The following is a 23,825-nucleotide window of genomic DNA, read 5'->3' on the forward strand; positions in this document are numbered from 1 at the left end:
CCCGTTCCACGCGCGCGTTGTGGGAAAGCGGGCGGATGGACACGCGTCGCGCATCCCTCCTGGACGTCCCAGGTCCTTCCCAGGGAGCATCCTCCCTCTTCCTGGCTCCGCGCTTTCCCATGCGATGTCCGCCAGGGCTGCGATACCCTGACACCCCGCATCACCCTTCTTCCCACCCGAAGTCACACCCGGATGGAGACCTCTCGCGACATGGCCTCTCCCGCCTCTGCTTCCCCGCAGCCCCGTCCCGCAGCGACGAACGCCACTGACGATGGCGGCCGCACCGGGCGCGATGCGACGTCCATGCGTCGCTCCTTCCTGGACCACGTGCGCTACTCGCGTGGGAAGAACTACGAGACCTCCACCGCGCACGACCGCTTCATGGCGCTGTCGCTCGCGGTGCGCGACAGGCTGGCGGACCGCTGGGTCCGCACCGCGCGCACCTACTACGAGAAGGACGTCAAGCGCGCCTACTACCTGTCCGCCGAGTACCTGCTGGGGCGCGCGCTGGGCAACAACCTGCTGAGCCTGGGCATGCACGACGCCGCGTCCGAGGCCATGCGCGAAGTGGGCGTGGACCTCACCAACCTCCTGGAGATGGAGCCCGACGCGGGCCTGGGCAACGGCGGCCTGGGGCGCCTGGCGGCATGCTTCCTGGACTCGCTGGCGACGCTCGGCTACCCCGGCATGGGGTACGGCATCCGCTACGAGTTCGGCATCTTCACGCAGGACATCGTCGACGGCTACCAGGTGGAGCGCGCCGACGAGTGGCTCAAGTTCGGCAACCCGTGGGAGATCGTCCGGCCGGAGAAGGCGGTGCCGGTGCGCTTCTTCGGACGCGTGGAGCACCACCAGGGTCCGGACGGCAGGCCCGTGGCGCGCTGGGTGGGCGGCAAGACGGTGGTCGGCGTCCCCTACGACACACCCATCGCCGGCTACCACAATGACACCGTCAACACCCTGCGGCTGTGGCAGGCGCGCGCGTCCGAGGAGTTCGACCTGCTGCTGTTCAACGCGGGCGACTACGAGCGCTCCGTCGTGGAGAAGAACGACTCGGAGGTCATCTCCAAGGTCCTCTATCCGAACGACGCGTTCCAGGCGGGAAAGGAGCTGCGCCTCAAGCAGCAGTACTTCTTCGTCGCGTGCTCCATCGCCGACATCGTCCGGCGCTACCTGAAGAACCACACGGACTTCAGGGACTTCCCCAAGAAGGCGGCCATCCAGCTCAACGACACGCACCCGGCCATCGGCGTGGCGGAGCTGATGCGCGTGCTGGTGGACGAGAAGCGGCTGGGCTGGGAGGAGGCCTGGTCGATTACGCAGGCGGTGTTCGGCTACACCAACCACACGCTCCTGGCGGAGGCGATGGAGAAGTGGCCGGCGACGCTGTTCGAGCGGCTGCTGCCCCGGCACCTGGAGCTCATCTACGAAATCAACCAGCGCTTCCTGCGCCAGGTGCAGATTCGCTACCCCTATGACCAGGAGAAGCTGAAGCGGATGAGCCTGGTGGAGGAGGGGCCGGAGAAGAAGATTCGCATGGCCCACCTGGCGGTGGTGGGCAGCCACAGCATCAACGGCGTGGCGGCGCTGCACACGGACCTCTTGCGCCGGGACGTGCTGCCGGACTTCGCGGCCATGTATCCGGAGCGCTTCAACAACAAGACGAACGGCGTGACGCCGCGCCGGTGGCTGGCGTGGTGCAACCCGCGGCTGTCCAAGCTGATTACGTCCCGCATCGGCGAGGGCTGGGCCACCAACCTGGACAAGCTGCGCGAGCTGGAGCCGCACGCGGAGGACCCGGCCTTCCGCAAGGCGTTCCGCGACGTGAAGCGCGCCAACAAGGAGGATTTGTCCAACCACATCCGGGACATCCGCTCGGTGCGGCTCAACCCGGACGCCATCTTCGACGTGCAGATAAAGCGCCTGCACGAGTACAAGCGCCAGCTCCTGGACGCGGTGCACATCGTCGCGCTGTGGATGCGGGCGCGCAGGGACCCGAGCACCATCATCCACCCGCGCGCGTTCCTCTTCGGCGCCAAGGCGGCGCCGGGCTACCACCTGGCCAAGCTGACCATCCGGCTCATCAACGGCATCGCCGAGGTGGTCAACAGCGACGCGGGGACGACGGGGCTGCAGGTGGTGTTCGCCCCCAACTACCGGGTGAGCCTGGCCGAGCGCATCATCCCGGCCGCGGACGTGTCCGAGCAGATTTCGACGGCGGGCATGGAGGCCTCCGGCACGGGCAACATGAAGCTGATGCTCAACGGCGCGCTGACGCTGGGCACGCTGGACGGCGCCAACGTGGAGATTCGCGAGGCGGTGGGCGACGAGAACTTCTTCCTCTTCGGCCTCACCGCCGACGAGGTGATTGCCCGCAAGCGCGCCGGCTACCGGCCGCGCGACGAGTACGAGAAGAACCTGGAGCTGCGCGAGGCGCTGGACCTCATCTCCACCGGCTTCTTCTCCCCGGAGGACCGCGCCCTCTACAAGCCGCTGGTGGACAGCCTGCTGGACGAGGACCGCTACCTGGTGCTGGCGGACTTCGCGGCCTACGCGGCGAAGCAGGACGAAGTCGTGCGCGCCTACCAGGACACCGAGAACTGGACGCGCAAGTGCATCATCAACGTGGCGCGCGCCGGCATCTTCTCCTCGGACCGCACCATCAAGCAGTACGCGGAAGAAATCTGGCGCATCCAGCAGACGCCCGTGGAGCCGTAAGGCCCCGCCCGCGCCCCCCGTTGACCGCTCCGGCGACGGGGGGCGCCCCATTCGAGGGACGCGCGCGAGGCGTGTCCTCACAGGGCGACGCAGTGCGTAACGATTGACGCAACAAGACGACGCACCGCGCAATCACAGACAACGCAGTGCGACACCCGACAGAAGGGGATTGCCGCGTGACGCCAACGCGGCGCGATGTATTGACTCTGGAATCAATCCTGAGGCACTGATCTCGCGTTCTTCGGGATTCGCTCGGTCGTGGGGATGGGCTGAGTCGCAGGGGTGCCTCCGAGTGAGGCCGGCTCCCGGGGTTCTGTTCCGACGTGCATCGGTTGCAGCAGGCGTTCCTCCCAAAGACAGGAGTCCCCCATGAAGCAACAGCCGCTGTTCCTTGCAGTCCTGACGCTCGGTGTCCTGGGTGTCGCGGGCCCGGCCACCGCCGCGGAGAAGACCACCTACCCCGTCGTATTCGCGCACGGGCTGGGCGGCTTCGACGACATCCTCGGGTACGACTACTGGGGAGACGACTATGGCACCTTCGTGGGTGACCCGTGCAACGAGCTGTTCGAGGTGTCGTGCAACAGCGGCCTGAACAGCGGGCAGCGCGCCTTCGCGGCGGCGGTGGCGCCGGTGCAGAGCTCCGACGTGCGCGGCCTGGACCTGGCCAATGACGTGGAGGGCTTCATGGCCTCCGCGGGGTCGTCCTACGTGAATCTCGTGGGCCACTCTCAGGGTGGGTTCGACGTGCGCAAGGCCGCGCGCGTGCTGCGCGAGCGCAAGGGCTACACGGTGGTGAAGGCGCTGGTGAGCGTGTCCTCTCCTCACCGTGGCTCGCCGGTCGCCAAGTACATCCTGGACCTGGGCCCCGGCATCACCAGCGTGCTGGACGCGCTGTTCCGCCTCTACGGCGACATCGTCTACGCCCCGGGCAATGACGGCTACGCGGCGGTGAAGGCGCTCATCTACAACGACGCGGACGCGAACGACGGGAAGACGACGGGAGCCAAGGCGTTCAACATCGCCAACCCCATCAGCGCGTCCTACGCGTCCCACTACGCGTCGCTCATCACCGCGCAGCAGGGCCTGAGCGTGAACCCCGCGCTGTGGTTGGTGCGCAATTTCCTGTTCGATATCGACGGGGACGGCTTCTGCGCCGACGACTGCGACAACGACGGCGCCGGCGGCAAGGGTGACGGCGTGAAGGCCGAGCAGGACGACGACGGCCTGGTGGGCATCAACTCGCAGCAGATGGGCTACCGGCTGCGCTACACGGAGCGCCTGGGCTCGGACCTCATCGCCCAGGACACCGCGCTGGGTTACGTGTCCAACATCAACGCGCCCAGCTCGTTGCAGTCGACCTCCATGTCCAGCGTCATCAACCAGGACCACCTGGACGTCATCGGCCTGGGGCCCGACACGTTCAGCGAGATGGAGTTCTACGCGGCCATCATCGACTACATCGCGAAGGTCGACTGACCCCGCGCTGAGTCGTCCATCGCCGGGAGGGCCGTCACCTGGCCTCCCGGCGTTCTTCACGGTGCCCCAGGGAGTGGATTCATGCGACAGCGCACGAAGGTCTTGCTGGTGGGCGCGGTGGCCGTGGCGTGTGGAGTGCTGGGCTGGGGACTCGTCAGGCCCACCGGGGCGGCTGTCCCGGCCTCGACACCCGCGGCGGCGTCGACACCCGGACAGCCTCCACCGACGACGCCTGTCGCGGCCAGTCCCTCGGCTGTCGCGCCGCCCCCAGTGATGCCCTCCCCTGCCTCGGTGCCCGGCAACGTGGACGCGGAGCTGGAGGCGCTCGCGACGTCGCTGCGCGAGAAGTACGGGGCGAAGCTCCACGAGCCGTATCTCCAGATACGGATGGTGGAGGAGCTGATGCGCTTCTTCCAGGAGCGCTTCCCGGACCGCTGGGAGCAGGAGTTGCTGGCCTTCCTCAAGGCGAACTTCCCGGAGCACTACGACGCGCTCGCGGCGATGCTGCGCAACCGCGTGGACTACGAGAAGTGGGTCAAGGACAGCGAGTCATACCTGAGAGGGTTGACCGCCGAGCAGCGCCGGTCCGCGACGTGGGATGCGCGCCACCGCCTCTTCGGCAAGGAGAACGCCGAGCGCATCTGGGTGTCGGAGCGGAAGAACCAGGCCATCGCGGACACGCTGCGGACGCTCGGCGCGCAGGAAGGCGTGAGCCTGGAGAAGAAGCTGTCCACGTACAAGGAGCGCCTCCAGGAGGTTCACGGCGAGCAGGCGGCGGCCTATGTGGAGCGCCACCAGCAGGAGCTGATGAACCGCTTCCTGGACCTGCCCTCCGTGCAGACGGACCTGGGAGGAATGACGCCCGCGGAGCGCTCCCAGAGCCTGCGCTCGGTCCGCAAGGAGATGGGCCTGGACGCCGAGGCCCTCCAGCGCTGGGACGCGCTGGACCAGAGCCGGGACGCGCGCTGGGACGCGGGCGCGAAGTACATGGCGGAGCGGGAGGTGCTGGCGAAGGAGCTGTCCGGAGAGGCGCTGGAGGCGAAGCTGGTGGAGCTTCGCGCGCGCTACTTCGGCGGTGAGGCGGAGACGATTGGCCAGGAAGAGGCCGGTGGCTTCCTGCGCTTCTCCCGGCCCCGGCAGTGGGGACGCAACTGACGGCGTCGTGGGGCTCGTGCCTCCCCGTCAACGGTAGTGCGTGGCAATCCAGTCGCCATTGATGTGCTGGATGGCGATCTCCAAATCATAGACAGCCCGCAGCACGTCCGGCCGCATGATGTCTTCCGAGCGCCCCTGGAACGCGACCTTGCCGTCCCGCATCGCGATGAGGTGGTCGGAGTAGCAGGACGCGAAGTTGAGGTCGTGCAGCACCAGGACGAAGCTCTTGCCGAGGGTGTCTGCGGCCGTCCTCAACTGCTTCATCATCGACACCGCGTGCTTCAGGTCCAGTCCGTTGAGCGGCTCGTCCAGGAGGACGTAGTCCGTGTCCTGGCAGAGCACCATGGCCACGAAGGCGCGCTGGCGCTGGCCTCCCGACAGCTCGTCCAGGAAGCGCGCCGAGAGCGCCTCCAAACCCATGTGCTGAATCGCCCGCTCCACGTGCTCCTGGTCCTTCACCGTGGGCCGCCCCTTCGAGTGCGGATAGCGGCCAAACGTCACCAGCTCGCGCACCGTCAGTCGCGAGGTGAGGTGGTTGTCCTGGCGCAGGATGGCCAGCCGCTTGGCGAGCACGTCCCCGGGCGTGGTGACGACGTCCAGCCCATCCACCAGGACGTTGCCAGAGGACATGGGCAACACGCGCGAAATCATCGACAGCAGCGTCGACTTGCCCGCGCCATTCGGGCCGATGATGGAGGTGATGCCGCCCACGGGCAGCCGCAGGGAGACGTCGTCCACGACGAGGGCCGTGCCGTAGCGCTTGGTGACGTTCTTCGCCTCGATCATCCCGGGGCCTTCCTCATGAGCATCGTGATGAACACCAGCCCGCCGACGAACTCGATGATGACGCGCGGGTTGGTGTCGAAAGCGAAGACGTGCTCCAGGACGACCTGCCCCGCCACCAGGGCCACCGCGGCGACCAGCGCGGCGGCGGGCAGCACGAGCGCGTGCCGGTACGTGCGCACCAGCGCGTGGGACAGGTTGGAGACCAAGAGGCCGAAGAACGTCACCGGCCCCACCAGCGCGCTCGACACGGAGACGAGGATGGCCACCAGCACCAGGATGAGCGCCACCGTGCGCTGGTAGTCCACGCCCAGATTGATGGCCGTCTCCCGGCCCAGCACCAACACGTCGAATGTGCGCAGCATCCGGAAGCCCACCACGGATACGCCCAGCGTCACGAGGAACGACGCGACGAGCAGCTCCTGGTCCGGGTTGTTGAAGCTCGCGAAGAACCGGTCCTGGAGGAAGATGAACTCGTTGGGGTCGATGAGTCGCTGGAGGAAGGACGACAGGCTCCGGAACAACACCCCCAGCACCACGCCCGTGAGCAGCACCAGGTGCAGGCTTCTCCGCGCTCCGCCGAACAGCCCCCAGTACAGGAGCCCCGAGAAGGCCACCATGATGAGGACCTCCACGCCGAACAGGAGCCGGGGGTCCAGGTTCGCCACCGCGCCGGAGCCCAGGAAGAAGAGCAGGCACGTCTGGATGAGCACGTAGAGGTTGTCGAACCCGAGAATCGCGGGCGTCAGCACCCGGTTGCCCGTCACCGTCTGGAAGAGCACCGTGGAGACCGCGATGGCGTAGCCCACCAGGAGCGCCGTCGCCAGCTTCCGCCCTCGGAACGGCAGGACGAAGTCCCACTGGCCGCCCACGTCGATGAGCATGAACAGGGCCGCGCAGGCCATCGCCACGCACCCGAGGATGAACAGGGTGCGCTCGGGCCTCCTCACCACCACGAGGCCGTCAGCCGACACGGGCGTCCCTCCTCAACAGGAGGAAGAGGAAGAGCACGCTGCCAATGACTCCGGCGATGGTCGCCCCCGGGATTTCGTACGGGAAGCGCACCACGCGGCCGAGGACGTCACAGAGCAGGACGAAGCCCGCGCCCCCCACCGCCACCCAGGGAATGGACCTCCGGGCGTTGTCGCCCATGAACAGGCTGACGACGTTCGGCACCAGCAGCCCCAGGAAGGGAACCATCCCCACGGTGACGACCACCATCGCGGTGACCAGGGAGACGATGACGAGTCCCAGCGCGACGATGCGCGAGTAGCGCAGTCCCAGGCTGGTGGTGAAGGCCTCCCCCATCCCAGCCACGGTGAAGCGGTCCGCCGCCACATAGGCGCCCAGCGTGAGTCCCAGCGTCACCCAGAGCAGCTCGTAGCGACCGCGCAGGACGGTGGAGAAGTCACCCGTCTTCCAGGCGTTGACCGACTGGAGCAGGTCGAAGCGGTAGGCGAAGAAGGTCGTCACCGAATCGAAGACGCTGCCCAGCACCAGGCCCACCAGCGGAACGATGAGCACCGAGCGCAGGGGGATGCGGCGCAGGATGAGCAGGAACAGCGCCGTCCCCGCCAGGGCGAAGCATGCCGCGACGAGCATCTTCCCGAGCACGGGGAGCTGCGGGGCCAGGGCCGTGGCGGCCAGCACGCCCAGGCTCGCGGACTCCGCCGACCCCGCCGTCGCGGGCTCCACGAAGCGATTGCGCGCGAGCATCTGCATGAGCAGCCCCGCCACTCCCAGCGACGTGCCGACCAGCATGACGGCCAGGAGCCGGGGGATGCGGCTGATGACCAGCAGTTGGAGGGCGCGCTCGTCGGGGCTCGGCGAGAAGAGCGCGGCCCACGACACGTCGCCGACGCCGATGAACAGGCTGACCAGGGCCAGCAGGACGATGACGATGACCGCGGCGGCGGCGAGGAGACTTTTCACGACCCGGGCCGCCTACCGGGTTCGCGCCGCGTAGGCTTCCGCGACCTGATGGCACAGGGCTTCCACCGCCTGGATGCCCCCGCCGATGAGGTAGGCGTTCATCGGGTCCAGGTAGACGACCTGCCCGTTCTTCCAGGCGGTCGTCTGCTGGACCAGCTCGTTGTCGAGCACCTGCCGCGCCCCTCCCTGCTGGCCCATGCTCGCGTCGCGGTCAATCACGAAGAGCCAGTCGGGGTTCTTCTCGCGGATGAACTCCGAGCCGATGACCTCGCCATGCAGGGATGCACTGAGCCCCTCGGCGGCGACGGGCACGCCGAAGTCGCCGTGGATGACGCCGAAGCGCGAGCCAGGTCCGTAGGCGCTGATGCGGCCTCCCGTGACGAGCACCACCAGCCCCTTGCCCCGGCTCGCCGTCGTCTCCTTCAGCTTCGCGATGGACGCACGCAGCTCGGCGACGAGCGCGCGGCCCTTCTCCTCCTTGCCGAAGATGCCCGCGAGGAGCTCCGTGTTGGCCACCACCGTGTCGATGTAGTTCACCCCGCCCATCGGCAGGTCGACGGTGGGCGCGATTTTCGACAGGCTCGCGTACTTCGCGGTGGAGCGGCCACCGGTGATGATGAGGTCCGGCTTCGCGGCGTGGAGGGCTTCGTAGTTGGGCTCGAACAGCGTGCCCATGCGCGGGTACTTCGCGTCCGCGAACGGCGCCAGGTGGTGGGGGAACTGGTCCCCCGCGACGCCGAGCACGTCCACTGCCAGCGCCTGGAGGATATCCAGGGCCACCAGGTCGAAGACCACGACGCGCTGGGGATTCAGCGGGACGACCGAGCTTCCCTGGCCATGCTTCACGGTGCGGCCCTGCGCGGCGGCGGGCGCCACGGCCTCGGGGGCTTCGGGAGCCTGGGCCGTCACCGGCGCGGAGGACGGAGCGCCACGCTGGAACGCCACGACGACTCCGACGACGGCCAGCAGGGCAACGACACCGAGTATCGCGAAGAGGGGGAAGGGACGCCTGTCAGGTGTGCTCACGGTTTCATCCAGCCAGTGCGCGCGGAACGGAAGCGAAGGGCGCGGGACGGCGCGGCCTCACATACCAGCCCCCGCCGGGGCACGCACTACTTGACTCTGCAAATCAATATCGACATGTAGGCGCGAAAGGGATGACGGCTTCGAAGCCGCTACCGCGTGGCCGGGAGCTCAGGGCCCGCTCACTGCTGGACCTGCCCCGTGAAGTACGCCTTCTTGATGAGCCGGCCGCAGAGCACGGACTTGCCGGAGGGCGTCTGCTCCGCGGGGGTGGTGGACGTCTGGCCCACCACGCCCAGCAGGGCTTCGCGGGCGACAATCAGGTACGTGGACTTGTCCTTGGACACCCACGGGTAGAAGCCGAACATCCCCGGGCTGCTGAAGCCCCCGCTGTGGGCCGCGCCGTCGTCCGGCTCCACCCAATGGGCCAGCGAGTAGTGCACGGGCTCGCTCGCGAACCACGGGCTGTAGCCGGTGTTGCCGCAAGCCGGTGAGGCGCAGACGCTGGACGTGCCCAGCAAGGCGCCCAGCTTCAGCGAGCCCGTCATGAGCGCGCGCAGGAACTTCGCGTACTCGGTGGCGCTGGACCGGCCTCCGCCCGCGAGGTTGACGCTGCCGTAGGAGACGTCGAGCGGCAGGCGGCTCTTCAGCGCGGCCGCCAGCGCGAGCGTGCCCGAGCCGCCGAGCCCCATGGCGTAGTCGGCATGGGCCTCCAGGTGCCCGGGCTGGTAGACGAAGCGCGCGGGTGTCGCGGGGCCGTAGTCGGACAGCGGCCCGGTGATGCCGCTGCTCAGGTCGCAGCCGTGGACGGTGGCATGCCGCGCCTTGCAGGCCGAGACGCCCGCGGCATCGAGGCGGGGCGTGGTGCTGGTGAAGTTGAGGAAGGGCAGGTCGCCGGGCAGTGGAGCACCATCGCGCACCTCCACCACGTACGCGCCGTAGAGCCACTTGGAGGCCGAGGCGAGGTACATCACGCTTCGCTCCGAAGGCGCGAGCAGGCCCACCGACCCGCCGACACGCTTTCCGCTCGCGTCCCCCATCTCCCAGTAGAACGGCCGCACATCCCCGCAGACGTTCTGCGTGGAGCGCGCCGTCTGCCTCGCCGCCTCCAATTGCCGAGGGGTGGGCTGCGCGAAGCCCATCGCCGCGCTCAACAGCACTCCCACTGCCACGAGCCTGGTGTCCATGGTGGGCGACTCCCTCCACGCCCATCCTTCTCCAGCGTGGAGCCAGACGCCAATCGACCTTGGGACGATGCGCGGGTGGGGCCCGGTGAAGGCGCCCCACCCTTCAACCGACGACGCTCACGCCGCCTTGTTCAGCCACGCCTCGTACGCGGTGTAGTCGTAGTCACGCCCCAGGAAGGCGTGCACCAGCTTCGCCGCGTCGTCGGAGCCACCCGGCTCCAGCACCGCGCGCCGGTACGCCTTCGCGGGCTCGGGGGACAACATCCCCTCCTTCTGGAACACGGTGAAGAGGTCCTTCGCGATGACCAGCGACCACATATAGGTGTAGTAGTTGGACGAGTACCCCTCCAGGTGTCCGAAGGACAGGTGGAAGTACGTGCCCTCCACGTAGGGGAACGGCGTGTACGTGCCCTGGAGTTCGCGCACCAGCGCGGTGGCGTCCAGGCCCGCCGGGTCCCTCCGGTAGATTTCGAGGCTGAGCGCCGCGTAGAACATCTGCTGGCGCACCCACAGGCCCTTGCCGAACTCCTCCGCGCGGCGCATCCGCGTCACCATCTCCGCGGGGAGCGGCTCGTTCGTCTGGTAGTGCTTCGCGAAGGTCTGCAGGCTCGCCGTGTCGCGCGCCCACTCCTCCAGCATCTGCGACGGCGCCTCCACGAAGTCCCACTCCGTGCGCACGCCCGACACGCCGGCCCAGCGCGTGTGGCCGCCGAAGATGTGGTGCAGCAGGTGGCCGAACTCGTGGAGGAACGTCTCCACGTCGTCATGCTGGAGCAGCGCGGGCTCCGTGCCGGGCTTGGGGAAGTTGCACATCAGCACGCCCTCCGGGAGTCGACGCCCGGCCTTGCCGCTGGTGAGCGTGAACTGCGCCGCGTGCTTGTACTTGTCCGCGCGCGGATGCATGTCCAGGTAGAAGCGACCCTTCACCGTGCCGCCCTCCAGCACGTCGTAGGCCTCCACGTCCGGGTGCCACACCGTGGCGTCCTGGATGCGCCGGTACGTCACGCCGAACATCTGTGCCGTCAAATCCAGCATGCCCTGCTTCACGCGCGTGTATTCGAAGTACGGCCGCACCGCCTGCGAGTCGAAGGCGTACTGCTCCGCCTTGATGCGGTCCTCCAGGTACGCCTGGTCCCACGGGTCCACGCGCGCGGCGCCAGGCACGTCCCGACGCTTGCGCTCCAGGAGCAGCCCGTAGTCGCGCTGCATCCGCGCGCCGGACGCGTCGGAAATCCTCGCGATGAAGTCCGCGGCGGCCTGCTCGTCGCGAATCATCTTGTCCTCCGTCGCGAAGGCCGCCCAGTTGCGGTAGCCCAGGAGCGTGGCCAGTTCGTGACGGCGCGCCACCATGCGCTCCAGCACGTCCGTGTTGCTGGGGTGCCCGCGCATGCGGAAGGCCCGCCACATCTGCTCGCGCGACTTCGCGTCGCGCGAGTACGTCATGAAGGGGATGATGTCCGGATAGTCGGTGGTGATGGTCACCTGGCCGTCCGCGCCGGGCGGGTGGGCGCGGACATAGTCATCCGGCAGCCCGTCCAGCGCGGAGGGCGGCAGGGACACGGTGCGCGTGTCCTGGAGCATGTTGCGGCTGAACTCCTGGCCAATGCGGACCAGCTCCTCGTTGAGGGCCTTCACGCGGGCGCGGGTGGCGTCGTCCCGGTCCACGCCGGAGCGGCGGAAGTCGCGCAGCACCTTCTCCATCCACTTGCGCGTCTGCGCGTCCTGGCCGGAGAGGTCCAGCGACGCGAGCACGTCGTAGACACCCCGGTCCATGCGGATGTCGGTAGCGAGCGTCTCCAGCTCCTGCTCGGCGGACTCGGCGGCCTCGCGCATGGCGGCCTCCGGGTGGGAGTGCCGCGCGACGCTCGCGCGAGCCCCCGCATCATCGAGCGAGGCCATGGCCTCGTCATACAGCTCCAGCACCTGGACCACGTCGAAGGGGGCGCGGAGGGCCTTGAGGCGGGCGATTCCGGCGCGGGTGGCCTCCATGGCGGCTTCGCCGGAGCGTCGGAACTCGGCGGGCGGACAGGTGATGAGGAGGACGGCGTCGGGGACAGGCGTTTCAGGCACGGGCTGCTCTCCTGGGCGTGCTGACGGGAAGTGTGCGCCGCAAAGGTAATCCGCCTGCCGCCCGCGAGCAGCAGCCTTTGATGACCGGACGGCACGCTGGCCGACAGTGGGACAGCCAGGCCCCACCCTTGCGAAAACAAGGAGGCCGCCCCGGCGTACAGCCAGGACGGCCTCCCCTCCCGCTTGAGTTGTCCCGAGGACTACGGAAGCTCGGTGACGCTGGCGGAGTTCTGCGGCTGGCGGGCAGCGCGAATCACGAAGTCCGCCCCGTTGTTGTCCGTATCGGAACCATTGCCCCGGCTCGCGTCGGAGCCGCCCTCCGCCATCGTGGCCTGCGTGGACGTGGGCAGCGCCTTGCGCTCGATGCTGCCACCCGCCGCCGGATGGGACGGACCGCTCGCGCCGCCCTCCGGCGTGTTCGCCGTGCCCCACCCCAGCTTGTCCACTTCAATGGGCGAGGGCGTCGTCAAGTCCCGGCCGATGCGGACATGCCCGCCCGCCGTCGTCGAGGCCGACATGTCGAAGCCGGACCACGTCGCATCCGCGGCCAGCGCTCCGGTTCCGGTGTAGCCCGTGTGCGCGAGCAGGAAGTAGCCGTGCGCCGGGATGACCTTGCCCGCGGGAATCACGAAGGTGCCCGAGTACGTGGTCCCCGTCGCCGACTTGTACTGGAGCATCCAGCCGCTCAGGTCCACGGCCTGGTTCGTCGGGTTGTACAGCTCGACGAACTCGTCCGTCTGTGACGTCACGCCACGGCCGCTGACCTCGCTGATGACCACGTGGTTCGACACGGGGACGACTTCGTCCACCGTCACGGTGCCGTAGTTCGCCGGGACGCCCGGAGCGACGACGCCGTTCTGGTCGCAGTAGACCCACGTGTCGGCGCCCACCGGGCCGCGCGTGAAGCGGTAGCGGAAGCCGTAGAGGTAGCTCCCGTTCGCGGGAATCTGGAGGGTGGCCAACATCTCGTCGTCGTTGCCACCGAGCGCGCCATAGCTGGGGTTCGGCGTCGCGGGCACCCAGGTCCAGGACTCGGGCGCGTTGGCGTCCGTGCCGTAGCCCAGCTCCGACACGAGGTACGGGAAGTGGTCATTGCCCGACGTGCTGCGCGTCGTCACCTGCGGCTCGTAGACGCGGCTGGTGACCTCGTGGGAGGAGCCCGGCGCAATCGCCGACGGGAACGACTTGGGGGACTCGATGGCGCAGAACTCCACGGGCGGCTGGATGACCACGCCACACGTCTCGTTGGGCAGGCCCGGCGTTCCCCTGTCTCCGCCCGACAGCTCGTCGCTGGAGGCGCACCAGAACCACGAGTAGCGGCTCGCGGTGCTGCCCACCAGCTCCGAGGACAGGCTCAGCGAGCGGCCCGTCTGCTGGGGGAACTCCTCGTCATAGGTGACGTCGTCCATCACCACGCCGTTCACCCGCAGGGACAACTGGCCCGTGGCCTCCAGGTCCAGGCCGTTTCCGTAGCTGTAGTCGGCCGCCACGCCGCCGTTGGTGGCGAAGTCCGCGTTGCTCGCCAGCACCAGGATGCCGCGCGCCGGCAGCACCACGGCCGCGCCCGCGCCCCGGTCCACCGAGACGGTGCTCGTGCCCGAGGAGATGAGCGACAGGCCGTTGATGTTGAGCAGCGCGTCGGACGTGCTCGTCACCTCGATGTACTCCGTCGTCCCGGCGCTCGGGGAGGCCATGATTTCGGTGATGATGAGCGAGCGCTCCCCAGGCGCCGCCGCCGTGGTGCACGCGGCCTGGTGGCAGACGGCATCCGCGCCGGGGCACGTCGTCGAGGTGGGCACATAGCGGCACGTCGGCTCGCCCGCGAGCACCTCGCAGGTGGCTTCGTACGTCACGACCTCCACGCCGGACGCGGAGCACTCGGAAGCGCGGGGCGCGCAGACGTGACTGCCGCACTCGCCGGGCAAATCCAACGAGGTGCCCGTCAGCAGGCCGGTGTTGCCCGCGCCGTCCAGCACGCGCACGGCGAAGTGATACGTGCGGCCCGTGGGGAGGCTCGCGACGGTCACCTCCTCCTGCGTGCCGGGCAGGCCGGGCGCGCCGGTGGGCACCAGCACGGCCGTCTCGAAGTTCGTCTCGTTCAGCGGCGCCAGGCCGTAGCGCAGTTGGTAGGACGCGGCCTGGCCGAGCTGGCCATCATCCCCCGTGGCGACCCAGCGCAGCCGCACGGAGTCGGTTCCCACCACGCTCGCCTCCAGCGTGGCCACCTTCGCCGGCACCTGGTCGTCGATGATGGACAGCGCGATGGAGGCGACCGTCAGGCTCGCGCCTGACACGGAGGCCGTCAGCGTGTAGTCGCCCTCGTGGACCACCGAGAGCGTGGTGAAGCGCGCCACCCCCGCGACGGCGGTGGCCGTGACGTCGCCTTCGAGCCCTCCGCCGCCCGAGAGCGCGAGCGTCACGACAGGCGTCTGGGAGGACGTCGTGTTGCCGAACGCGTCCTGCGCGGACACGCGCACCTCGGGGAACACCTGACGCACCGAGGCCGAGGCCGGCACCGAGACGAAGCCCAGCCGCTCCGGAGCCGCGGCCTCCACCGTCACCTGGAGCGCCTCCGACGCCGCGAGCCCCGAGTCCGCGAAGGTGACGGTCTGCGTCCCCGCCGTGCGCAGCGTGACGGAGAAGGTGTGCTCACCCTGCTCCGCGGAGGTGTACGTGTGGGCGGTGAGCAGCCCCGCCTGCGCGTCCGTCGACGAGGGCTGCACCGTGCCCAGGTAGTCGCGGGACAGGTTTCCGAAGCGGTCCCTCGCGCTGACGGAGAAGGCCTGCACGACACCGGCCGTCAGCGGCCCCGTCACGGGCACCACGTGAAGGGCCGTGGCCACACCCGCGCCCACCGTCACGGCCTCGGAGGCCGTCAGCGTCGCCTGCTGCGTGTCCACGGCGGACAGCGTCGTCGCCTGCGCCTGGGCGAACGTCACGTTGAAGGCGTGCCGGCCTTCGTCCGCCTCGGTGAAGGTGTACGCGCCCGGGACGGAGGCCCCGGGGTCCTGCGCCACGCTCAGCACCACCGTGCCCCGATAACTGGAGGCCTGGTTGCCATAGGCGTCCATCAGCGTCACCGTCGCCACCACCGCCTGTCCGGCGGCCGGCGTCGTCGTGGACAGCCCCAGCGTCAGCGACTCCGCGGCCCCCGAAGACACCTGCGTGTTCTGGGAAGCGGACCGGGAGCTGCCCACTTCAGACGCGGTGATGGAGTGCCCGCCGGAGGTCTCCAGCGTCACGCTGAAGGTGTAGCGACCCGCGTCCTCGGCGGTGAAGACATGCTCGGGAGGGAGCGTGGCGCGGGGGTCGTCCGAAGCGAAGTCCACTTCGCCGGTGTAGCCCGTGACGAGGTTGCCGGAGCCATCCCTCACGCTGAGCGTCAGCTCGTGGCTGCTGCCCGCCGCCACCTGCGCCGGAAGCCCCTCCAGCACCAGGTGGTGGCCCGCGTCGTTCGTCACCTCCACCTCGAGGAAGGCCGTGAGCTGCGCGTTGGCCGTGTCCGTCGCCGTCACGCGGCGAGGCCCCGTGGTCAACAGCACCAGGTCCGTGAAGACGTGGCGACCCCGGTCCTGCGCCGTGAAGGTGTAGTCGCCGGGCAGCTCCGCCGCCGGGTCCGTGGACGTGAAGCGCACCGTGCCCGTGTAGCCCTGGGCGACGTTGTTGAAGTCGTCGAACAGCGCCACCTCCACGCTCTGGGACTGCCCCGCGACGACGGGCGCCACCAGCCCCGTGAGCGCCAGCCGCGACGGCGCGCCCGCCGCGATGACGAACTCCGCGCTCTGCACCGTGAGGCCGTTCGCGCTGGCCTGGAAGCGATAGGTGCCCGTGGTGTCGACGCGCAGGCCCGAGAAGAGGGCCACGCCGGACACGGCGGAGACCTGCTTCGGCTCGAAGCCCGTGCCGCCCACCAGCGTCAGCGTCACCGGCAGGCTGCTCGTGGTGACGACCTCACCCTGCGCGTTCAGCAGGGAGACGCCCACGTCCGCGAGCGACTGGCCCGCGGTGCCGTTTGCCGGCTGCGTGGTGAACGCCACCTGCGTCACGTCGGAGTTCAGCGTCTGGAAGGACAGGCTGTTGGAGAGCGCGGTGTTGCCCCGGTTGTCCTCCACGCGCAGCGCGACATGGTACGTCTGGTTCGCGACCAGGCCGGTGAGCTGGGCGGACTCGGTGGTGCCCGACTGGGCGGGAGCATTCACGCCTCCCACCGGCGTCGCCGCGATGAACTCCGCATCGGTGGTGATGGGGGCCAGGGAGTAGCGCAGGCTCTGTGACAGCGCCCGTCCCGCGTTGCCGTCATCCCCCACGGCCACCCACGTCACCGTCGCGAAATCCGCGCCGAGCGTTCCCACCGAGAGCGTGGGCCGCGCGGGCGGCACGTCATCCACGATGGCGATGGCGGTGCTGTCCACGGCCGTCAGGCCGGGCGCGCTGGCCCGGAGGTGGAAGCTGCCCTCCGTGCTCACGCGAAGCCCGGTGAAGCGGGCCACGCCCTCCACCGGCGCCACCTCCACGACGCCGGCGAGGTCACCGGCCTCCACCAGCGACACCGTCACGCGGGGCGCCCCCACGGCCGACGTGTTGCCGAAGCCATCCCGCAGCGACACCTCCACCGAGGACAGCGCAGTGCTCGCCGAGCCCGACGTGGGCACCTGGGTGAACGCCAGCGTCGAGGGCTCCCCCGCCACCACGCCCACATTCTGAAGACCGCTCAGCGTGGCGACGCCCACGTCCTGCACGGTGACCTGGTGGCTGCCCGCCCGCTTGAGGACGATGCCCGCGAAGGTGAAGTGTCCCGCATCCGTCGCGGTGAAGACATGGGACGCGGGCAGCGAGGCCGTGGCGTCCGTGGACCGCACGACCAGCGTGCCCGTGTAGTTCGTGGCCACGTTGCCGAACGCGTCCCACACCGTCACTTGCACCTCGCGCGTCGCACCCGCGACCGCGGTGAGCGTCAGGCCGGCGAGCTCCAGCGAGGCCGCCTCGGCCGGCACCACCGTGAAGGTCTCCGTCGTCGCGTTCTCCACGCCCGTCGCCGCCGCCAGGAGCTGAAAGCCCGCGCCGGCCTTCTTCAGCACCACGTCCGTGAAGCGCGCCACACCGTCCACCGGCACCACGGTGAGCGTCCCCTCCAGCGTCGCGGCCCCCGGGTTCGCCGCCAGCGACAGCGTCACCGGCGCCGTCGCACCTGGGACGAGTCGCGACTGGGAGTCGAGGAAGCGCACCTCCAGGCTGTTGATGACCGCGCCCGCCGTGGCCTCCACGGCCGACGTGGAGAACGCCAGCCGCGTGGCCACCGGCGCGACGAAGGTGAACGAGGGCTGCGAGGCGAGCACCACCGCGCCTCCCTCGGCGGCGACGGAGACCGTCACCCGCTTTACGCCCGCGCGCGTGGACACCACGAAGGCGACGGCGACACCCTGGCTGTCCGTCAGCCCCGCCTGCGTCACCGTGTTGCCTTCGCCCGCCACCGCCACCATCACCGAACGTCCCGCGAGCAGCGCGCCGTCCTTGCCCTTCACGATGACGGTGACCTCGCCCCAGTCCGCGCCGTCCGCCAGCAGCTCCCTCGTCGGCGTCAGGGACACGGTGGACGCGGTGGCGTCCGGAAGCGTCGAGGGCACCGGCAACGGCAGGGGCTTCGGGTCATCGCCACAGCCAAGCAACAGGCCAAGGCTCAACACAGCCAACCCGAGGAGTCGGGCTGACGGGGCAAGGCGTACGGACATGCGTGTCTCCGGGATGCGAGCAGTCCCCCCAGGGAAGACTCCGCTCGCGAGGTGCGATGCCTTGTACCAGACATCGCGCCTCCACGTAGACCCACGCCACAAGTTTGCAGTTACAACAAATCCCACCCAGGAGGAGGTCGTGGGTGCCCCAGCCTCCTCTCGAGCCTTGGGGACTGGCTACATCCCCATGGCCGCCATCAGCGCGGCGCCGCCCAGCAGGGACTGGCCGCCATCGCAGACCATGATGGAGCCGGTGATGTAGGACGCGCCTTCCGAGGACAGGAAGAGGGCGAGCCGGGAGATATCCGTCTTGGTGCCGAAGCGCTGGAGCGGCAGGGCCTGGGCGAGCTTCTCGTGTCCTTCCGGGCTGGGGGCCAGGCGGCGCATGCCCTCGGTGTCCTCGATGGGGCCGGGGGTAATCGCGTTGACGCGCACGCCGGCGCCGCCCCACTCGAGCGCCAGCACGCGGGTGAGCATGTCCACGCCGGCCTTGGCGGCGCACACGTGGGCCTGCATGGCCATGGGCAGATAGGCCTGGGGCGCGGAGATGTTGATGACGCAGGCGCCGGGCTTGCGCAGGTGCTCGAAGCCGGCGCGACAGAGGTTGAAGGTGCCCAGCACGTCGATGTCCATCACGGCCTTGAAGCCGTTGGAGGACATGCCCAGCGCGGGCGCGGGGAAGTTGCCCGCGGCGCCACAGATGAGGATGTCCATTTCACCGTACGCGTCGCGCACCGTCTGGAGCGCCTTCTCCACGGAGGCATAGTCGCGCACGTCCGCGGCCACGCCCATGGCGGTGCCGTGGGCCTGGAGGCCCTTCACCGCGCCCTCCAGCTTCTCCACGTTGCGGCCGTTGATGGCCACCTTGGCGCCCGCCTTCACGAACGCCTCGGCGATGCCGAGGTTGATGCCGCTGCTGCCGCCCGAGATGAACGCCACCTTGCCCGCCAGCAGCCCGTCCTTGAACACGCCTTCAGCCATGACTCGTCTCCTGTGGAAGCAACCTGGCGGCGACTTGAACAGAACCTGCCGCACTGCGTCCACGGGCGCGTGCCAGGGCTCGCTGTGGTAGAGGGCAAAACCATGCGCCGTCGTCCTGAAATCCTGGCCCCCGCTGGTGACCTCGACTCGATGAAGGCCGCGCTGGCCAGTGGCGCGGACGCCATCTATTTCGGACTGGACGAGGGCTTCAATGCCCGGGCCCGGGCGGAGAACTTCTCGCTCGCCACCCTGGCCGACACGCTGGCGCTGGTGCACCGCGCGGGGGCCCGTGCGTTCCTGACGATGAACACGCTGGTGTTCGAGCCGGAGCTGCCGGTGGTGGAGGACATCCTGCGCCGCGTGGCGGCCGCGGGAGTGGACGCGCTCATCGTCCAGGACCCGGCCATCGCGCTGGTGGCGCGCGCGGTGTGTCCCCAGATGGAGGTCCATGCCTCCACGCAGATGACGATTTCGAGCGCGGAGGGTGCGCGCTTCGCTCGCGGTCTGGGTGCCACGCGAATCGTGGTGCCGCGCGAGCTGTCAGTGGCGGAGATTGGGCGGCTGGCGTCGGAGACGGACATCGAGCTGGAGGTGTTCATCCACGGCGCGCTCTGCATGTCGTGGAGCGGCCAGTGCCTCACCAGCGAGGCATGGGGTGGACGCTCGGCGAACCGGGGCCAGTGCGCGCAGTCGTGTCGGCTGCCGTATGACCTGGTGGTGGATGGGGAGACAAAGGACCTGGGCGACGTGCGCTACCTGCTCAGCCCCAAGGACCTGGCTGGCGTCATGGCGGTGCCGAAGCTCATCGAGATTGGCGTGCACTCGCTGAAGATTGAAGGCCGACAGAAGGGGCCGCAGTACGTGGCCACGGCGGTGCAGGGCTATCGGCGTTGGGTGGACGGTGTGGCGGCGGGCAAGGCGGACACGGGGGCGCTGCGCCGCGATTTGGCCGACATGACGCTGTCGTACAGCCGGGGCTTCTCGCACGGCTTCTTCGCGGGCTCGGACCATCAGACGCTGGTGGAGGGGCGCTTCCCCAAGCACCGGGGCGCGTACCTGGGCGTGGTGGAGGCGGTGCAGGGTCGCGACGTGCTCGTGGCGGAGGACCCGGAGGGACGTCCGTGGACGGGCGGGCTGGGGCAGGACGACGCGCGGACGAAGCCGGCGGCGCCGCAGGGCAAGGTGTCGTCTCCGCTGGAGGGTGATGCGCCGGTGGCCGCGGAGCTGTCCCCTCGCCCGGGCATGGGCGTGGTCTTCGACGATGGTCACCCGGAGGACAAGCACGAGGCGGGCGGGCCGCTGTTCCGCGTCGAGCGCAGGGGTGACGGCTGGGTGCTGGGCTTCGGCAATCCCGGGCCGGACATGGCTCGGGTGACGCGGGGGCAGCGCGTCTGGGTGACGAGTGATCCCTCCCTGGTGAAGCACACCGAGGAGCTGCTGGCGCAGGGTGAGCCCGAGGGCCGTGTCCCGCTGGCGCTGACGGTGTCGGGGACGGCCGGTGGTCCGCTGGTGGTGATGGGCACGGCGCGAGGAGGCCATGTGGCCACGGCGTCGAGCGCGGTGCCGCTGGCGCAGGCGCGCGGTGGCGGGATGGATGCGGCGCTGCTGAAGGACAAGCTGGCGGCGCTGGGTGGCACGTCGTTCCACCTGACGGAGCTGGACACGACGGCGCTCGAGTCGGGACTGCATCTGCCGGTGTCGGAGCTGAAGGCGCTGCGTCGCTCGCTGGTGGCGGAGCTGACGGAGGCGGTATCTCGCGGGCCGGCGCGCACGGTGCGGGAGACGGCGGTGCTGGAGGAGGTGCGGGCCTCGCAGCGGGAGCGCGTCGTCGCGTCACCCGCGGCCGATGGCGCGCGGCTGTTGCCGCTGTGCCGGACGGACGAGCAGCTTGAGGCGGTGATTGCCGCGGGGCTGCCGGAGGTGGAGCTGGACTGGATGGAGTTGGTGGGGCTCCAGCGGGCGGTGGAGCGCGCGCGCGCGGCGGGGCTGCGCGTGACGATTGCGACAGTGCGGGTGCAGAAGCCCGGCGAGGAGGGCTACGACGCGCGCATCGCGAAGCTGAAGCCGGACGCGGTGCTGGCGCGACACTGGGGCGCGATGATGCACTTCCTGGAGCGGCCCTTCGCTCCGGGGGAGACACGGCCGGCGCTGCATGGGGACTTCTCGCTCAACGTCACCAACTCCGTGACGGCGCTGCATCTGCTTGGGTTGGGACTGGACACGCTGACCTTCGCCCATGACTTGGACGCGGTGCAGTTGGGCGCGATGTTGGAGCACCTGCCCGCCGAGCGCTTCGCGGTGACAGTGCACCACCACATCTCGACGTTCCACACCGAGCACTGCGTGTATTCGCACACGCTGTCGCACGGGCGCGACTTCAAGAGCTGTGGACGTCCGTGTGAGAAGCACCGGTTGTCGCTGCGAGACCACAAGGGCCTGGAGCATCCGGTGGTGGTGGACGTGGGCTGCCGCAACACGGTGTTCAACGCGCAGGCACAGAGCGCGGCGTCACTGGTGCCTTCGTTGCTGGCGCGTGGCGTGCGGAGATTCCGGGTGGAGTTCGTCCGGGAGTCTCGCGAGGAGGCCACGCGCGTCCTGGGGGCCTACCAGGAGCTGCTCGCGGGCCGTATCTCTCCGGCGGAGACCGTGCGCCGAGCGGCCGTGCATGAGCAGTTCGGCGTGACGAAGGGGACCATGAAGGTCCTCAATCCCACGTTCACCGTGCAGCGCTGAGACTGCCTTTCGCGGTGTGATGCCGCGAGCAGTGCCGCAAGGCCCGAGGGCGCCTCTCAGCAGCCCACGGGAGGCCTCACGCCAATGAATCAGTGCTCGCGCTCGCGGTGTCGCGGCACAGCCGCAACACGGCGTGGAAGACGTCGTCCAGCGCACCTGTGTGGAGCCCATCGTGTTCCGCCCACGCGTGTCGGATGTCGAGCATGGACGACTCCCGCTCCGTGTCGGGGAATGGAAGTCCGTGCTCTGACTTCACACGGGCCGCCTCCTGGACGAGCCGAGCCCGACGCGCCAGCAGGGCCACCAGTTCGCGGTCGACCTGGTCGATGCGCTGACGCACGTCCAGCAGCGCGGGGGGCGCGGCTGGGGTGCGAATGGCCTTCGCGGAGGCCTCCAACCCCTGGTGCAGCTCCGTGAGCGCGTCGAGCAGCCCCGCGCGGGCCTCGCGCGCGTAGGGGTTCTCCGATTGCACGACGTTGAAGAGGTGGGGAACCTCCGTGCGCGCGTACTCCTCCAGCCGGGCCACGGGCTGGAAGCTGGGCGGAGCGAAGGGCAGGTCCTTCCCTACTCCCGCCTTCACGAGCCCATGGGCCAGGAAGAACGTGAGCACATGGGTGCGAGCCATCAGCTCGTCATGCGCTTCCGGTGACATCTCCGTCACCGCGCAGCCGAGCCGCTCGAAAAGGGCGCGGGCCCGATGCGTGGCTTCGGGGTGAAGCGAGTTGGGACACACCACGGTGCGCCGGGCATCTCCTCGCGCGAGGCTCGCGGGGCCGAAGAGCGGATGCGTGCCCACCCAGGGAATCTCACGCCCCAGCACGGAGGCGAGCACCTGCACCGGTCGCACCTTCACGCTGCCCACGTCGATGACGAGCTGGGTGGGCGACAGCATGGGGCGCAGCGAGGTCAGCGCGTCGTGCATGGCGGTGACGGGCATCGCCAGGACGAGGACCGTGGAGCGCGAGGTCAGCTCCGCGAGCGAGGTGGCCTGCAACTTCGGAGGAACTTCGTCCTGCCTCGGGTCGAACACGCTGTGCGGCACGCCCGCGTCGGACAGCAACCCCGAGAGGGCGCGACCGAAGCGCCCGTAGCCCAGCAACCCAACCGTCTCCGTCATTCCGTGGGACTCCCGAGCCTCGACTTCATGGGAATCCTCGCACTGTGAGCGCAGCGGGCGAAAGCCCCTCGTGAGAGGGGCGGGCTCACCGCCCCACGAACTTCGGGGGGCGTCGCTCGGCGAAGGCGGAGAAGGCTTCGGCGAGGTCATGCGACTGGAGGAACGCGGAGTTCCACACCGCGACGTAGCGCAGGCCGTCCGACGTGGACTTATCCGCGCAGTACTCCATCACCTGCTTGGCACCCTGGACGACGAGGGGCGGGTTCTCGGCGATGCGTCGCGCGGTGGCGCGGGCGTGGGTGAGCAGCTCCTCGGCCGACGGGAAGACGTCGTTGACGAGTCCCATGCGGAGGGCACGCTCTGCATCCACGTCGCCACCGGTGTAGGCCAGCTCGCGAGTGTGGCCCTCGCCGATGATGCGGGGAAGGCGCTGGAGGGCGCCCATGTCCGCGACGATGCCGACCTTCACTTCGCGCAGGGAGAACTTCGCGTCGCGGGAGCAGTAGCGGAAGTCACTCGCGGCGATGAGGTCCATGCCCGCGCCGATGCACCAGCCATGCACGGCGGCGATGAACGGCTTGCGACAGCGGGCGACACCCTCGGTGGCCTGCTGCATGTCGCCAATCAGCTTCAAGAGCTTCGTGCGCTCCAGGGCCAGATTGGTGTCCCCCGTGAGCAGCGGCCCCAGGGACTCCATCATCCCCATCAGGTCCAGGCCGTAGGTGAAGTTGTCACCGTTGCCCCGGACGAGCACCACGCGCACGGACTCGTCTTCGTCGAGCGCGCGGATGGCTTCAGGCATCTCCCGCCAGAAGTCCGGGCCCATGGCGTTGCCGCGACCGGGGCCCTGGAGAATCACTTCGGCGACTCCATCCGCCTTCTCGATGCGCAGCGACTTGTAGGTGGTGTCCATGACGGCCT

General features: G+C 69.3%; 14 protein-coding genes. 4 read left to right on the top strand and 10 right to left on the bottom strand.

What is annotated here, in order from left to right:
• Nucleotides 1–210: 210 nt before the first annotated feature.
• The 3 genes from HUW62_RS03035 to HUW62_RS03045 all read left to right on the top strand — a co-directional run bounded on the left by HUW62_RS03035 (nucleotide 211) and on the right by HUW62_RS03045 (nucleotide 5,349).
• Nucleotides 211–2,718 carry a glycogen/starch/alpha-glucan phosphorylase gene (locus HUW62_RS03035; RefSeq protein ID WP_163865433.1) on the top strand — a complete coding sequence of 836 codons (2,508 nt, stop codon included), beginning with the start codon at nucleotides 211–213 and terminating at the stop codon, nucleotides 2,716–2,718.
• Between the two features lie 369 nt (nucleotides 2,719–3,087).
• Complete coding sequence (locus HUW62_RS03040) at nucleotides 3,088–4,194, top strand: triacylglycerol lipase (protein ID WP_163865434.1); 1,107 nt, start codon at nucleotides 3,088–3,090, stop codon at nucleotides 4,192–4,194.
• Nucleotides 4,195–4,275: 81 nt separating this feature from the next.
• Nucleotides 4,276–5,349 (top strand): hypothetical protein, encoded by a 1,074-nt coding sequence (locus HUW62_RS03045; protein WP_163865435.1) that lies wholly within the window; start codon nucleotides 4,276–4,278, stop codon nucleotides 5,347–5,349.
• A 27-nt stretch (nucleotides 5,350–5,376) separates the two neighbouring features.
• Here the strand turns inward: HUW62_RS03045 and HUW62_RS03050 are convergent, their stop codons facing one another.
• The 8 genes from HUW62_RS03050 to HUW62_RS03085 all read right to left on the bottom strand — a co-directional run bounded on the left by HUW62_RS03050 (nucleotide 5,377) and on the right by HUW62_RS03085 (nucleotide 19,054).
• Nucleotides 5,377–6,135, bottom strand: coding sequence for an ABC transporter ATP-binding protein (locus HUW62_RS03050; protein WP_163865436.1), 759 nt, complete (start codon nucleotides 6,133–6,135; stop codon nucleotides 5,377–5,379).
• Nucleotides 6,132–7,106, bottom strand: a complete 975-nt coding sequence (locus tag HUW62_RS03055) for an iron chelate uptake ABC transporter family permease subunit (RefSeq protein WP_240356336.1) — start codon at nucleotides 7,104–7,106, stop codon at nucleotides 6,132–6,134. The genes HUW62_RS03050 and HUW62_RS03055 overlap by 4 nt, the downstream gene beginning before the upstream one ends.
• A complete protein-coding gene (locus HUW62_RS03060; protein WP_176433502.1) occupies nucleotides 7,096–8,064 on the bottom strand; it encodes an iron chelate uptake ABC transporter family permease subunit in 969 nt (322 codons plus the stop codon). The genes HUW62_RS03055 and HUW62_RS03060 overlap by 11 nt, the downstream gene beginning before the upstream one ends.
• Before the next feature lie 12 nt (nucleotides 8,065–8,076).
• Nucleotides 8,077–9,090 (bottom strand): siderophore ABC transporter substrate-binding protein, encoded by a 1,014-nt coding sequence (locus HUW62_RS03065; RefSeq protein ID WP_176433503.1) that lies wholly within the window; start codon nucleotides 9,088–9,090, stop codon nucleotides 8,077–8,079.
• A 179-nt stretch (nucleotides 9,091–9,269) separates the two neighbouring features.
• Nucleotides 9,270–10,274, bottom strand: coding sequence for a hypothetical protein (locus HUW62_RS03070; protein ID WP_163865439.1), 1,005 nt, complete (start codon nucleotides 10,272–10,274; stop codon nucleotides 9,270–9,272).
• Between the two features lie 117 nt (nucleotides 10,275–10,391).
• Nucleotides 10,392–12,344 (bottom strand): M3 family metallopeptidase, encoded by a 1,953-nt coding sequence (locus HUW62_RS03075; protein ID WP_176433504.1) that lies wholly within the window; start codon nucleotides 12,342–12,344, stop codon nucleotides 10,392–10,394.
• 200 nt (nucleotides 12,345–12,544) lie between these two features.
• Entirely contained in the window at nucleotides 12,545–18,073 is a 5,529-nt protein-coding gene (locus tag HUW62_RS03080; RefSeq protein ID WP_176433505.1) for a lamin tail domain-containing protein, read from the bottom strand.
• Between the two features lie 177 nt (nucleotides 18,074–18,250).
• A complete protein-coding gene (locus tag HUW62_RS03085) occupies nucleotides 18,251–19,054 on the bottom strand; it encodes an SDR family oxidoreductase (RefSeq protein ID WP_163865442.1) in 804 nt (267 codons plus the stop codon).
• A gap of 102 nt (nucleotides 19,055–19,156) precedes the next feature.
• Here HUW62_RS03085 and HUW62_RS03090 point away from each other — a divergent pair, with 102 nt between their 5' ends.
• Nucleotides 19,157–21,787: a U32 family peptidase gene (locus HUW62_RS03090; protein ID WP_176433506.1), complete on the top strand. Its 2,631-nt coding sequence runs from the start codon at nucleotides 19,157–19,159 to the stop codon at nucleotides 21,785–21,787.
• 76 nt (nucleotides 21,788–21,863) lie between these two features.
• On the opposite strand, the gene HUW62_RS03095 is transcribed toward HUW62_RS03090, so the two are convergent.
• Nucleotides 21,864–22,904, bottom strand: a complete 1,041-nt coding sequence (locus HUW62_RS03095; RefSeq protein WP_176433507.1) for a prephenate dehydrogenase/arogenate dehydrogenase family protein — start codon at nucleotides 22,902–22,904, stop codon at nucleotides 21,864–21,866.
• Between the two features lie 85 nt (nucleotides 22,905–22,989).
• Entirely contained in the window at nucleotides 22,990–23,817 is an 828-nt protein-coding gene (locus tag HUW62_RS03100) for a crotonase/enoyl-CoA hydratase family protein (RefSeq protein WP_163865445.1), read from the bottom strand.
• Nucleotides 23,818–23,825: the final 8 nt, after the last annotated feature.

The organism is Myxococcus sp. AM011, from assembly GCF_013372595.1.
Classification (GTDB): domain Bacteria; phylum Myxococcota; class Myxococcia; order Myxococcales; family Myxococcaceae; genus Myxococcus; species Myxococcus eversor.

Excerpts from the sequence above, each read along its gene's own strand:
- HUW62_RS03035 (WP_163865433.1), top strand. The coding sequence starts at position 211 with ATGGCCTCTCCCGCCTCTGCTTCCCCGCAGCCCCGTCCCGCAGCGACG.
- HUW62_RS03040 (WP_163865434.1), top strand. The coding sequence starts at position 3,088 with ATGAAGCAACAGCCGCTGTTCCTTGCAGTCCTGACGCTCGGTGTCCTG.
- HUW62_RS03045 (WP_163865435.1), top strand. The coding sequence starts at position 4,276 with ATGCGACAGCGCACGAAGGTCTTGCTGGTGGGCGCGGTGGCCGTGGCG.
- HUW62_RS03050 (WP_163865436.1), bottom strand. The coding sequence starts at position 6,135 with ATGATCGAGGCGAAGAACGTCACCAAGCGCTACGGCACGGCCCTCGTC.
- HUW62_RS03070 (WP_163865439.1), bottom strand. The coding sequence starts at position 10,274 with ATGGACACCAGGCTCGTGGCAGTGGGAGTGCTGTTGAGCGCGGCGATG.
- HUW62_RS03080 (WP_176433505.1), bottom strand. The coding sequence starts at position 18,073 with ATGTCCGTACGCCTTGCCCCGTCAGCCCGACTCCTCGGGTTGGCTGTG.
- HUW62_RS03085 (WP_163865442.1), bottom strand. The coding sequence starts at position 19,054 with ATGGCTGAAGGCGTGTTCAAGGACGGGCTGCTGGCGGGCAAGGTGGCG.
- HUW62_RS03090 (WP_176433506.1), top strand. The coding sequence starts at position 19,157 with ATGCGCCGTCGTCCTGAAATCCTGGCCCCCGCTGGTGACCTCGACTCG.
- HUW62_RS03095 (WP_176433507.1), bottom strand. The coding sequence starts at position 22,904 with ATGACGGAGACGGTTGGGTTGCTGGGCTACGGGCGCTTCGGTCGCGCC.
- HUW62_RS03100 (WP_163865445.1), bottom strand. The coding sequence starts at position 23,817 with ATGGACACCACCTACAAGTCGCTGCGCATCGAGAAGGCGGATGGAGTC.